The 12,809-nt window shown below is 38.8% G+C and carries 10 protein-coding genes; all 10 read left to right on the plus strand.

The features are described 5' to 3' along the window. The first annotated feature begins 23 nt into the window (after window positions 1-23). The 10 genes from dapG (at window position 24) to BTR25_RS01795 (ending at window position 12,809) form a co-directional block, all read left to right on the plus strand. Window positions 24-1,262: an aspartate kinase gene (gene dapG, locus BTR25_RS01750; RefSeq protein WP_075685528.1), complete on the plus strand. Its 1,239-nt coding sequence runs from the start codon at window positions 24-26 to the stop codon at window positions 1,260-1,262. Window positions 1,263-1,330: 68 nt separating this feature from the next. Beyond that, window positions 1,331-2,203: a 4-hydroxy-tetrahydrodipicolinate synthase gene (gene dapA, locus BTR25_RS01755; RefSeq protein WP_075685530.1), complete on the plus strand. Its 873-nt coding sequence runs from the start codon at window positions 1,331-1,333 to the stop codon at window positions 2,201-2,203. Between the two features lie 202 nt (window positions 2,204-2,405). Next, on the plus strand, window positions 2,406-4,073 hold the full coding sequence (locus BTR25_RS01760; RefSeq protein ID WP_075685532.1) for a ribonuclease J: 1,668 nt from the start codon (window positions 2,406-2,408) through the stop codon (window positions 4,071-4,073). 122 nt (window positions 4,074-4,195) lie between these two features. Then, a complete protein-coding gene (locus tag BTR25_RS01765; RefSeq protein WP_075685534.1) occupies window positions 4,196-4,951 on the plus strand; it encodes a ClpP family protease in 756 nt (251 codons plus the stop codon). Further along, entirely contained in the window at window positions 4,948-5,184 is a 237-nt protein-coding gene (locus tag BTR25_RS01770; RefSeq protein ID WP_075685536.1) for a YlzJ-like family protein, read from the plus strand. The genes BTR25_RS01765 and BTR25_RS01770 overlap by 4 nt, the downstream gene beginning before the upstream one ends. Window positions 5,185-5,302: 118 nt before the next feature. Next, the gene (locus BTR25_RS01775) at window positions 5,303-7,654 is read left to right on the plus strand and encodes a DNA translocase FtsK (RefSeq protein ID WP_075685538.1); all 2,352 of its coding nucleotides are present in this window, start codon (window positions 5,303-5,305) and stop codon (window positions 7,652-7,654) included. Between the two features lie 430 nt (window positions 7,655-8,084). Continuing rightward, complete coding sequence (locus tag BTR25_RS01780; RefSeq protein ID WP_075685540.1) at window positions 8,085-8,816, plus strand: GntR family transcriptional regulator; 732 nt, start codon at window positions 8,085-8,087, stop codon at window positions 8,814-8,816. A gap of 79 nt (window positions 8,817-8,895) precedes the next feature. Beyond that, window positions 8,896-10,008: a BMP family lipoprotein gene (locus BTR25_RS01785; protein ID WP_254842610.1), complete on the plus strand. Its 1,113-nt coding sequence runs from the start codon at window positions 8,896-8,898 to the stop codon at window positions 10,006-10,008. Between the two features lie 201 nt (window positions 10,009-10,209). Continuing rightward, window positions 10,210-11,733, plus strand: a complete 1,524-nt coding sequence (locus BTR25_RS01790) for an ABC transporter ATP-binding protein (protein ID WP_075685542.1) — start codon at window positions 10,210-10,212, stop codon at window positions 11,731-11,733. Next, a complete protein-coding gene (locus tag BTR25_RS01795) occupies window positions 11,730-12,809 on the plus strand; it encodes an ABC transporter permease (RefSeq protein ID WP_075685544.1) in 1,080 nt (359 codons plus the stop codon). The genes BTR25_RS01790 and BTR25_RS01795 overlap by 4 nt, the downstream gene beginning before the upstream one ends.

Genomic DNA, 12,809 nt, shown 5'->3' on the forward strand with positions numbered 1-12,809 from the left:
ACTAAAGGCAGGTCTGATTGTCTATGAAAATTATTGTTCAAAAATTTGGCGGAACATCTGTCAAAAATGAAGCCAGCAGGGAACATGCCTTGCTTCATATCAAAAAAGCATTAGCTGACGGGTATAAAGTGGTAGTGGTGGTATCTGCAATGGGAAGAAAAGGTGACCCCTATGCAACGGATACCCTGCTGTCCTTAGTTGGGGGTAATGCTAGCAAAATAAGTAAACGAGAACATGATCTGCTATTATCCTGCGGTGAAGTGATTTCAAGTATTGTTTTTTCCAATATGCTTTTGGAGAATGGAATAAAAGCGATTGCATTGACAGGGGCTCAAGCTGGATTTCGAACAAATAATGATCATTCAAATGCTAAAATAATGGATATGAAATGTGACCGTTTACTGCGAGAATTAAAAGATGAAGATGTAGTGGTAGTAGCAGGGTTTCAAGGTTCTACAAACAATGGTGAAGTCACTACGATAGGACGGGGCGGTAGTGATACCTCTGCGGCTGCCTTAGGTGCTGCTCTTAATGCCGAATGGATTGATATTTTCACCGATGTAGAAGGTATCATGACGGCAGATCCAAGGCTTGCAGAAAACGCTAGACCGTTAACTGTAGTCACTTATACTGAGCTATGTAATATGGCTTACCAAGGTGCAAAAGTAATCCATCCAAGAGCGGTTGAAATTGCCATGCAGGCAAGAATTCCTATTCGGATTCGGTCAACGTATTCTGAGAATCTAGGCACTTTAGTTACCTTTATGACTAAGGAAGCAAGAGGCAGTGATATTAAAGAAAGAACTGTAACAGGTATTGCTCACGTCTCAAATGTTACTCAAATTAAGGTATTTGCAAAAAAAGATCAGTATAACCTCCAAGCAGAAGTGTTTAAGACAATGGCTAGTGAAAATATTAGTGTAGACTTTATTAATATTTCACCGAATGGGGTTGTCTACACAGTTACCGATGATATGTCAAATAAGGCGGTTAAGGCTTTAAATGAATTAGGTCACGATCCAGAAGTAGAAAGACATTGTGCCAAAGTTTCGGTGGTTGGCGCTGGTATAGCTGGTGTACCCGGTGTTACATCCAAAATAGTTACAGCACTTTCCGATCATGGTATTCGTATTTTACAATCTGCTGATAGCCATACAACCATATGGGTGCTTGTGAAACAGGTTGATTTAGCTAAATCAGTGAATGCTTTACATGATGCATTTCAATTAGAAAAGGAATCATTTGATCATAAGCCAATTTGATTTATTATTTTTTTCCTTTATTGCTTCTTGTTTCAGAATGGGATTGTGGTACTGAAAGGAGTAAGAGAATGGTTTATTTTGGGCGAGTATCGACAGCAATGGTAACACCTTTTGATAGAAAGGGTCATATTGATTTTGCCAAAACAACTCAATTAGTAAATTACTTAATAGAAAATGGTACAGATTCTCTGGTTGTTGCAGGCACAACTGGAGAATCTCCAACATTATCAAAGGAAGAGAAATTGGCATTATTTACTCATGTTGTAAAAGTAGCTGATAAAAGGGTCCCAGTTATTGCTGGTACAGGCAGCAACAATACCTACGCATCTGTCGAGTTGACTAAAAAAGCTGAAAAACTTGGTGTAGATGCAATTATGGTTGTGGCACCGTATTATAATAATCCAAATCAAGAAGGACTCTTTCAGCATTTCAAAGCAGTTGCAAAATCTACTTCATTACCAGTCATGCTTTACAATATACCTGGAAGATCCGCAGTAAATATACTTCCTGAAACCATTATTCGACTATCTGAAATGGATAACATTGTGGCTGTAAAGGAAGCGAGTGGGGATTTAAATGCCATGACGCAGATCATGGCAAATACACCAGATCATTTCCAACTATACAGTGGTGATGACGGAATGACACTTCCCGTCCTAAGCATCGGTGGTGCAGGTGTTGTTTCCGTTGCTTCACACGTCATCGGACTAGAGATGCAGCAAATGGTAGGCGCGTTTTTACAGGGTGAACATCAGAAGGCTGCGAAAATGCATCAACAGTTGTTACCTATTATGCAAGGTCTATTCACTGCACCAAGTCCGACTCCTGTTAAGACAGCTCTGCAACTAAAAGGCCTGGATGTAGGATCCGTTAGACTGCCGCTTGTTCCATTAACAGAACAAGAACGGGTGGCATTAACTCAACTAATAACAAGTCTGTAACAGCAAATTCTAGTCAGCCGGATGTTTCGGCTGGCTTATTTTTTTATATCATATCTATAGTGAATCTGGTTGTAATGAATTTCTAAATTCAAGTATAATAATGGTAACTGATTTCGATCGGCACATTTGTAAAAATGAAAAGCTGAAGCCCTTTTAGAGAATAGGGTGGGGAAGTAGATATTCAACGTAGGAGGAAACGGACTTGAGAGATAGACAAAATAATTCCATTAAGATTATTGTTCTTGGTGGTATTGGGGAAATTGGTAAAAACATGTATCTTGTTGAGGTGGATAGAGATATCTTTGTTATAGATGCGGGGTTAATGTTCCCCGCGGAAGAGATGCTCGGCATTGATATTGTAATTCCTGATATTACATATTTAAAAGAAAATAGGGAAAGAGTAAAGGCGGTATTTCTAACACATGGTCATGAAGACCATATTGGGGCATTGTCCTACCTACTACGGGAAATAGATGTTCCTGTTTATGGTACAAAGCTGACTCTTGCACTAGCTAATGCAAAATTAAAAGAACAGGATTACACTGGCAGAACAGAATTTATTGAAATAGTATCTAATACCATTCTTGATATGGACTCTGTAGAAGTAAGTTTCTTTAGAACAAACCATAGTATTCCAGATTCCGTTGGTGTGTGCGTACAAACCTCTGAAGGTGCTATTGTTTACACGGGTGATTTTAAATTTGATCAGGCTGCAACAAAACTTTACAAACCTGAAATTGGCAAGATGGCAGCAATAGGAGACAAAGGAGTACTGTGCTTACTCTCGGATAGTACGGAGGCGGAAAGACCAGGCTATACCACTTCTGAAGCAATCGTGGAAAGAGAATTGTCAAATGCCTTTTATAATGCCCAGGGGAGAATAATTGCCGCTTGCTTTGCTTCAGACATCAATAGGATTCAGCATATATTTGATGCGGCCAAGGAAAATAACCGGAAAGTAGCGGTCGTTGGAAAAAGCCTTGAAAGGATTTACCATATCGCGTTAGATTTAGGTTATTTAGATATTGCGGATGATGTAATGATCTCCGTTAATGAAATAAAAAATTACAATGACCACGAAATTGTCGTACTAATGACAGGTAGTCAAGGGGAACCAATCGAAGCACTCCAGAAGATGGCAAAACAGGTTCATAAACATGTCAATATTCAACCAGGTGATACAGTATTAATTGCTGCTTCCCCACTTGCAGGCAGCGAAGTGTTTTTATATAAAACTGTGGATTTGTTATTTAGAGCCGGTGCAAATGTTATTTCTGGTAAACGAACCATACATGCTTCAAGTCATGCCAGTCAAGAAGAATTAAAATTTATGTTAAACCTAATGAAACCAAAGTTTTTTATTCCGGTGCATGGGGAATATCGGATGTTAAAGGCACATCGTAAAATTGCACTAGACTATGGCTTGAGCGATGAACATATACTCATTCCGGACCGTGGTGATGTCGTGGAGATTTCGGACGATAAAATTGCCATTAGTGCAAAAGTTCCATCAGGGAATGTTTTAATTGATGGTATTGGTGTAGGGGATGTAGGAAATATAGTTTTACGTGATAGGAGACTGTTATCCCAAGATGGGATTTTAATTGTGGTGGTTTCATTAACAAGGAAAGAAAGAAAAATTGCAGCAGGTCCAGAAATAATCTCTAGAGGATTTGTATATGTTCGTGAGTCAGAAAAATTAATGGATGAATCCACTAAACTTGTCCGTGATATTGTTGAAAAAAACCTTGCAAAAGAATCTTTTGAGTGGTCAAGTCTTAAACAGGGGATAAGGGATGATTTATTCCGCTACTTATTTGATAAAACAAAGAGAAGACCAATGATTCTACCGATTATTATGGAAGTATAAACCCTGGAAAGAAGAAGGCATTGGGAAACTAATGCCTTTTAACTATAAATCAATAGAACGAAAAGAATGAAAATAAATCATAGGTCAATACTAACTTTATAATGCGTGAAGGGAGACTTATGATGAATAGGGACTTACAAAAAGGTGGAGCTGGCAGTCAAGAAGGACAAGAGCCTCCAAAGGATGAAAAATCTTCATCTACATTGATTGAGAAAATACAGCAGCTCGGGCAAACAAATGTCCCACAGCTTTCCTCGGATTCAAGCATCCATTGTTTAACCATTATTGGACAAATTGAAGGACATTTAGCGTTGCCGCCCCAGAATAAAACTACGAAATATGAACACATCATTCCACAACTTGTCGCGATTGAACAAAATCCGAAGATTGAAGGTGTGTTGATAATATTAAATACAGTGGGTGGAGATGTAGAGGCAGGTCTTGCCATTTCAGAGATGCTGGCAACCTTATCCAAACCAACAGTATCGATTGTCTTAGGCGGGGGACATTCAATTGGAGTCCCAATCGCTGTATCATGTAATTACTCTTTTATTGCTGAGACTGCAACCATGACCATTCACCCGGTTCGCTTAACAGGTCTTGTCATTGGAGTGCCGCAAACCTTTGAGTATTTAGACAAGATGCAGGATCGTGTTGTTAATTTTGTTAAGAAACATTCCAATATAACTGAAGAAAAATTCAAGGATTTAATGTTTGCTAAAGGAAATTTAACTAGAGATATCGGTACAAATGTCATCGGTGCAGATGCGGTAGAATACGGTTTAATCAATGAGGTTGGCGGATTAGGTCAGGCTATGAAAAAGCTAAATGAGTTAATTGCCGGGCAGAAGTCTACTCCTGAGGGGCTGATCCAATGATATTATATACGATGATGCCTCAAGAACTTATTTTTCCCAGCGAAACAGAAACATCCTCGAATCAACATTCCGTAACGTATCAGGGAATTAGTTTATTAGTAGAGGTTGTCGACCAACAGAACGTGCAAGTTGTTCGTATTCTCAGCAGTGATCCACAGCATTTCTTAAATGCAGAGATTTGCCCTGGTTCTAAAATTTCAACTGCTAATCTCGAAGGATTGTCCGCATTCTAGAAAGTTTATGGTATAATCAGGATACAATGATAGAAGCAGCCAAAGAGGCTGCTTTCTTCCTTTTTTACCTATTGTTGTAAAATGGAGAATCCATAATTAAAGCATGTAAGGTGATCAAATGGCGAAAAAGAAACGACGTACAACGAAAAAAAGAGATATTCGTTTAAAAGAAACTATACAGTATGAATTAGCAGCCCTTGGTTTATTGGCTTTAGCAATCATCTCCATGGCGAAACTAGGAGCAGTGGGGCAAGCGACCGTTTTATTTTTCCGATTTTGGATGGGTGAATGGTATATGCTCAGCTTAATCGGTCTTCTCGTCTTAAGTATCTATTTGATGTGGAAACGGAAGATTCCCTTCCTTTTTAATATCAAATTAACAGGATCGTATTTTATCGTTTCTTCCATTCTCTTACTGAGCCATGTTACTTTGTTTCGCCTGCTCTCGAATAATGGTAACTTTAAAAATCCCAGCGTGATTGGTAATACTTGGGAATTGTTCATGATGGAGGTAAGAGGAGAAACAAGTACAACAGATTTAGGTGGAGGTATGATTGGTGCTATTCTATTTGCACTATTTCATTACTTATTTGCAGAAACTGGTACAAAGATTATTGCAGTCATCTTTATTTTAATTGGTTTTATTCTTATAACAGGCAGGTCATTTGGTGATTTTGTTGCTAAAATTGGCATCACAATGGGAACCTTTTCAAAAGATCAGTGGACAGCTTTTAAGAAAGATATCGCAGAATGGAAGCAAAAGCAACAAGAGCGAAAAGCAGAAAGAGCCGTACAACAGCAGCAACAGCCTAGTGGCGAACAATTAGCAAGTGTAGGACCGGGTATTAACATTCAACAACAGTCCGTACAAGAAGAGGTTGGACCACCCGAGCCAATTATCTCAAGCTTTGCAGATCGCGCTTACCAACAAGAGGAACCCAACCAAACACGACAAAGACGTGAAAAGAGACAGAATGAACCCGATAAAAAAACAGAGAAAGACGAGGATTTAACACCACCTATTACCTTTACTGAAGTCGAGAATGTCGCTTATGAACTTCCACCATTGAGCTTGTTAAAACACCCTAAGAAAACCGATCAGAGCGGTGAGTATGAATTAATCCATGCGAATGCTGCAAAGCTAGAACGAACTTTTCAAAGTTTTGGGGTGAAAGCACGTGTTACCCAAGTTCACTTAGGACCAGCTGTAACCAAATATGAAGTACATCCTGATGTAGGTGTCAAAGTAAGTAAAATTGTCAGCCTAAGTGATGATTTGGCTTTAGCACTTGCGGCGAAAGATATTAGGATTGAGGCTCCGATCCCAGGAAAGTCTGCAATTGGAATTGAAGTGCCGAACTCTGAGGTCGCTATGGTATCTCTCAGAGAAGTTCTTGAAGCAACACAAAATAATAAACCAGAAGCTAAGTTGTTAATTGGACTTGGCAGAGATATTACCGGAGAAGCGGTGTTGGCAGAATTAAATAAAATGCCGCACTTACTTGTAGCAGGATCTACAGGTAGTGGAAAGAGTGTCTGTATAAACGGCATTATTACAAGTATCTTGATGCGTGCAAAGCCACATGAAGTAAAACTAATGATGATTGACCCTAAGATGGTCGAGCTGAATGTCTATAATGGTGTTCCACACTTACTAGCTCCAGTTGTTACAGATGCTAAAAAGGCATCGCAAGCATTGAAAAAGGTAGTTAGTGAAATGGAAAGACGTTATGAATTATTTTCATATACTGGAACGCGGAATATCGAGGGCTATAATGACCATATTAAACGACATAACAATGAAGAAGATGATAAACAGCCCTTATTGCCATATATCGTTGTCATTGTAGATGAGTTAGCTGATTTAATGATGGTAGCATCCTCCGATGTTGAAGATTCCATTACCAGGCTAGCCCAAATGGCGCGGGCTGCAGGTATCCATCTAATCATTGCAACGCAGCGCCCATCTGTTGATGTTATAACAGGTATTATTAAAGCAAACATTCCATCTAGGATTGCTTTTGCCGTCTCGAGCGGAACGGATTCGAGAACAATACTTGATATGGGAGGGGCCGAAAAGCTTCTTGGCAGAGGTGATATGCTGTTTTTACCAGTCGGTGCATCGAAGCCTGTCAGGGTACAAGGTGCCTTTTTGTCAGATATGGAGGTAGAGGATACCGTCAATTTCGTAATTGGACAACAAAAAGCACAATACCAAGAAGAAATGATACCTGATGACATACCTGAAGCAAAAGGTGAAGTAGACGACGACCTATATGAAGAAGCGGTTGATTTAGTAATTGATATGCAGACTGCATCAGTCTCTATGTTACAGAGACGCTTTCGTATAGGTTATACTAGGGCTGCCCGTTTAATTGATGAAATGGAAGCAAGAGGAATAGTCGGTGCCTACGAAGGAAGTAAGCCAAGATCAGTACTACAATCCAAACCAACCGAAGAAGTCAATTGATTTGGAAAAGAACTATGTTGAGTTTGTATCATTATGATTTGTGCTCCAGGTGCAAGACTCCAGCAGGAGTAAGGGGCAGGGGAGACCCCACAGGCGCTTTAGCGCCGAGGAGGCTACCCGAACCTCCTGCGGAAAGCGAAGCACCTGGAGCACAAATCAACTGAACACCTTAATATAGCTAAAAAGAGCCAGAATAGGAATTCTGGCTCAATTTGTGTTGAATTATGTAAAAAGTCATCTATAAGTATAACAGATTTAACATTAAACGACTCAAATATTTGCAATAAAATTCGACATTCCACCTTTTTTCGACAAAATTATGAAATCCTATTTATTTATTGAAAGAATAATGGTATATTAATTTTCGATTAGTAGGAATGATAATACATCAGATGTCTGATGTCTTAGGAAAAAGGTTGGGGGTACCTGCATGTCTATAAAGTTAGATAACAGACACTTATATCTACAAGTTATCGATCGGTTAAAGCAAGATTTTGAGCGAGGGCTATATAAAGAAAAGGAAAAGTTACCTTCTGAGTTTGATCTTGCAAAACAACTGGGAGTTAGCAGGGCAACTTTAAGAGAGGCTTTACGTATACTCGAAGAAGAAAACGTAATCATTCGACGTCATGGTGTCGGAACCTTCTTTAATTCAAAGCCTTTGTTTACTTCAGGGATTGAACAACTTTTTAGTGTTACTGACATGATATTACAAGCAGGGATGAAACCAGGAACCATTTTCTTAAGCTCATCAACTATTGGAGCTACTGAGGAGGATAGTCGCCGTTTCTCATGTTCTGTGGATGAAGAAATTGTTGTCATGGAGCGAGTACGTACTGCAAATGGGGAACCAGTCGTATATTGTATCGACAAGGTACCTGAAAAAATTTTGCCGGAAACTTTTTCACATGGTGAAGAATCTATTTTTCACATATTGGAAGAAGAGGCAAACCGGAAGATTACATATGCGGTCGCGAACATCGAGCCAATAGGCTATCATGACAAAATCTCACAAATTCTAGAATGTGATCCCGAAACCGCTTTGCTTGTACTAAAGCAAATGCATTTCGACGAGATGGATGAACCAATCCTTTTTTCGGTAAACTTTTTTAAAGCAGATAAATTCAGTTTTCAGGTTTTGAGAAAACGCTCTAATATTTAAAATAGCTTGAAACAGAATCAATCTTGCTTTATCTAGAGTTTCTACTTAATCAACAACCATAATTAGGGGGTAAATTTCCTTGAAAAAACGCAAATTTGGCTTTGTAATGTCATTTCTTTTAGCGGCAAGCACAATCTTAGCTGCTTGTGGTGGCGGGGATACGGAAAAAGATACAACTGGTAAAGATGGYGGCACTGAAAAATCAAACCTAAAAGTAGGTATGGTAACTGATGCTGGTACTATTGATGACAAATCTTTCAACCAAGGTACTTGGGAAGGGATCCTTCAAGCTAAAGAAGAATTAGGAATTCAAGAGAAATACCTTAAGCCAGCTGGTACAACTGAAGCTGAATATTTAAAAGAAATTGGTAACTTGTACGATGCAGGGTATAAATTTATCGTAACTCCAGGTTTCAAATTTGAAACTGCCATTTTCCAAGCACAAACAAAATATGAAGATGCAAAATTTGTAATCCTTGATGGTAATCCACACGCTGGTGACTTTAATCCAGTTGTTGCAGATAACACTGTTGCAGTATTCTTTGCTGAACATGAATCAGGCTTCTTAGCTGGTGTAGCTGCTGCTCTTGAATTAAAAGAAGGAGATGCAGGCTTTATCGGTGGTATGGAGATTCCAGCTGTACAAAAATTCAACTGGGGCTTCCAACAAGGTGTTGCATATGCTAATGAAAACTTAGACACTAATGTTGCTATCAAAGCTGAAAACGTAATTTACCAAGGTTCATTTGATAACGCTGCAGCAGGTGGACAAATCGCTGCTCAAATGTTTGACCGTGGTGTAGATGTAATCTTTACTGCTGCTGGCGGTGTTGGTGTAGGTGCGATCAACGAAGCGAAAACTCGTAAGAAAGCTGGCGACAATATTTGGATCGTTGGTGTTGACGTAGACCAATATGCTGATGGTATTTATGAAGGTGAAAAATCTGTAATCTTAACTTCTGCAATGAAGAAGTTAGATGCTGTTACTTTAGACCTAATTGGAAGAGAAGTAAAAGGAGAATTCCCTGGTGGAGAAACATTAACATTTGATGCGAAAAATGATGGTGTTGGTCTTCCTGAGAAAAACCCTAACTTAAGCGAAGATACAGTTTCTAAAGTTGGAGAAGTATTCGAACAGATCAAGTCTGGTGAAATCAAAGTTTCACATGAACAGGGTAATTTGTTGAAGTAACGTGTGTACAATAGAGACGGGTTACCCGTCTCTATTGTATATTTTTTTGCTAAAGAAGAATATTAAGATATGGAAATAATCTGTATATAATTAATTATTCTTATAGTTTTTGGTTATTCAATATCCTACATTTTGTGTAGTGATAGGGGACTCCCTATTAATAAAAGGAACCTGAGTCTAAATAAAAAGGTGAGTGCTACTATGAGTTATGTTGTTGAAATGCTAAATATTAGGAAAGAATTCCCTGGTATTGTGGCAAATGATAATATTACGCTTACATTAAAAAAAGGTGAAATTCATGCCTTACTAGGTGAGAATGGAGCTGGAAAGTCAACACTAATGGGTGTTTTATTCGGTATGTATCAACCCGAAAAAGGAATCATCAAAATCCATGAAAAGGAAGTTCGTATTACGAATCCAAACGTTGCTAATCGACTTGGCATCGGTATGGTCCATCAACATTTTAAATTAGTAGAGAATTTCACGGTTACTGAAAATATTATTCTTGGCAGTGAACCATTAAAAGGTATAACACTTGATATTAAAAAGGCAGCAAAAAAAATTGAAGAATTATCGAAGCATTATGGTCTAAATGTTGATCCACATGCAAAGATTGAAGATATATCTGTTGGTATGCAACAGAGAGTAGAAATTATGAAAATGCTTTATCGTGAAGCAGAAGTTCTTATTTTTGACGAGCCTACCGCGGTTTTAACTCCAAATGAAATCGATGAGTTAATGAAAATCATGCGCAACCTTATTAACGAAGGTAAATCGATTATTATCATCACTCATAAATTGAAAGAAATTAAAGCGGTTGCAGACCGTTGTACAGTCATTCGACGTGGAAAAGGAATTGGCACGGTTAACGTGAAGGAAACAAGTGAGGCTAGCCTTGCGGAAATGATGGTTGGGCGTCATGTTAACTTTAAAGTGGATAAGAAAGCAAGTACTCCAGGAGATGTTGTACTGAAAATAGATTCTTTATCAGCAAAAAATAAGCGTAAAGTAATGGGTCTAAAGAACTTCTCGCTTGAGGTTAGAAAAGGTGAAATTGTTGGAATCGCAGGAGTTGAAGGTAATGGACAATCAGAAATTGTTGAGACCATTACAGGTCTGCGCAAAGTCGAATCAGGAACGATAACGCTTAATGGACAAGACATTACCAATATCCCTATTCGTCAACGAATTGATAAAGGGATTGCACATATCCCGGAGGATCGGCATAAACGAGGTTTAGTTTTAGATTATACGATGGAAAATAATATGGTTCTCGAAGTTTATAATAAACCTCCTTTTGCAAAGAATGGATTATTAAATGGTTCTGCCATTCGTAAGTATGCTCAAAAGATTATCGAAAATTTTGACGTGCGTTCTGGAGAAGGCGGTGCCTCGATTGCTAGAACATTATCAGGCGGTAACCAGCAAAAGGCAATTATTGGAAGGGAACTGGAATTGGATCCTGACTTGTTAATCGCCGTTCAGCCTACACGTGGACTGGATGTTGGGTCAATCGAATATATCCATAAGAGATTAATTGAACATAGAGATAAAGGGAAGGCTGTATTACTAGTTTCCTTAGAACTAGATGAGGTATTGCAATTGTCCGATCGAATTGCCATCGTAAACAATGGAGAACTCGTAGGTGAAGTTATTGCAGCTGAAACCAATGAAAACGAAGTTGGACTAATGATGGCAGGCGTAGGTAAGGAGAGAAGTATATGAGAAATACCATTGTATCAATAATTTCGGTTCTTTTGGGACTGATTGCTGGTGGAATATTAATGCTTTTTATAGGGAGCAACCCTATCGAAGGTTATTCTTTCTTATTGCAAGGGGCACTAAAAAATATAGAACGTATTGGTAATACTCTGGCTACAGCTACACCATTAATCTTTACGGGTCTTTCCGTTGCCTTTGCCTTCCGGACTGGATTATTTAATATCGGTGCGTCAGGTCAGATGTTAATTGGCGGACTTTGTGCCACAGCGATTGGCTTGACGATGGACTTGTCAAGACCATTATTACTCATATTGATGATTTTAGTAGGTTTTATAGGTGGAGCACTATGGGCATTTATTCCTGGATTGCTTAAAGCAAGGTTTAATGTTCATGAAGTTGTATCGACTATTATGATGAACTGGGTTGCATATTGGACAGTCTATTATGTTGTACCGGGTTATTTTAAAGGAGACTTTCTTGAGACAGAATCTCGTAAGCTTCCAGAAGCAGCAACACTTAGATTTTCTTTTATCACTGATTTATTCGGTGGTTCGTATATCAACCTAGGGTTATTCTTAGCAGCGATTGTTGCCATTATAGTTGCCTTTATTATTAATAAAACTACTCTAGGCTTTGAACTAAAAGCCGTTGGATTCAATCGTCATGCGGCAGAATACGCAGGTATGCGAGTTAACCGAAATATCGTATTATCCATGCTGATCTCAGGTGGTCTTGCAGGGCTTGGTGGAGTAGCACTATATACTGGAAATGCATCTAGTATTCAAATTGGAATTCTGCCAACACAAGGCTATGATGGAATTGCGGTAGCATTACTTGGTGCTAACTCTCCAGCAGGAGTATTCTTTGCAGCTATTTTATTCGGAATCCTTTATTCTGGTACAGGCTTTATGAATGCCATGACTGAAATTCCGCCAGAACTTGCAAACACGATTATCGCGATTATTATCTACTTTGCAGCGACAAGTGTATTAATTGAGCGTTTAATTAACAAGTCACAAAAGCGCCGTGCAAATCTAAAAGACGCCAATGGAACTGCTGTGAAGAAGGGGGACTCATAA

Origin of the sequence: Bacillus sp. MRMR6, assembly GCF_001940785.1 — a bacterium.
In the GTDB taxonomy this organism is placed as follows: Bacteria; Bacillota; Bacilli; order Bacillales; family Cytobacillaceae; genus Neobacillus.

Bases quoted from the DNA above. Each gene is read 5' to 3' on its own strand.
- BTR25_RS01770 (WP_075685536.1), top strand. From the start codon at position 4,948: ATGATATTATATACGATGATGCCTCAAGAACTTATTTTTCCCAGCGAA.
- BTR25_RS01775 (WP_075685538.1), top strand. From the start codon at position 5,303: ATGGCGAAAAAGAAACGACGTACAACGAAAAAAAGAGATATTCGTTTA.
- dapA (WP_075685530.1), top strand. From the start codon at position 1,331: ATGGTTTATTTTGGGCGAGTATCGACAGCAATGGTAACACCTTTTGAT.
- BTR25_RS01790 (WP_075685542.1), top strand. From the start codon at position 10,210: ATGAGTTATGTTGTTGAAATGCTAAATATTAGGAAAGAATTCCCTGGT.
- BTR25_RS01765 (WP_075685534.1), top strand. From the start codon at position 4,196: ATGAATAGGGACTTACAAAAAGGTGGAGCTGGCAGTCAAGAAGGACAA.
- BTR25_RS01795 (WP_075685544.1), top strand. From the start codon at position 11,730: ATGAGAAATACCATTGTATCAATAATTTCGGTTCTTTTGGGACTGATT.
- BTR25_RS01780 (WP_075685540.1), top strand. From the start codon at position 8,085: ATGTCTATAAAGTTAGATAACAGACACTTATATCTACAAGTTATCGAT.
- dapG (WP_075685528.1), top strand. From the start codon at position 24: ATGAAAATTATTGTTCAAAAATTTGGCGGAACATCTGTCAAAAATGAA.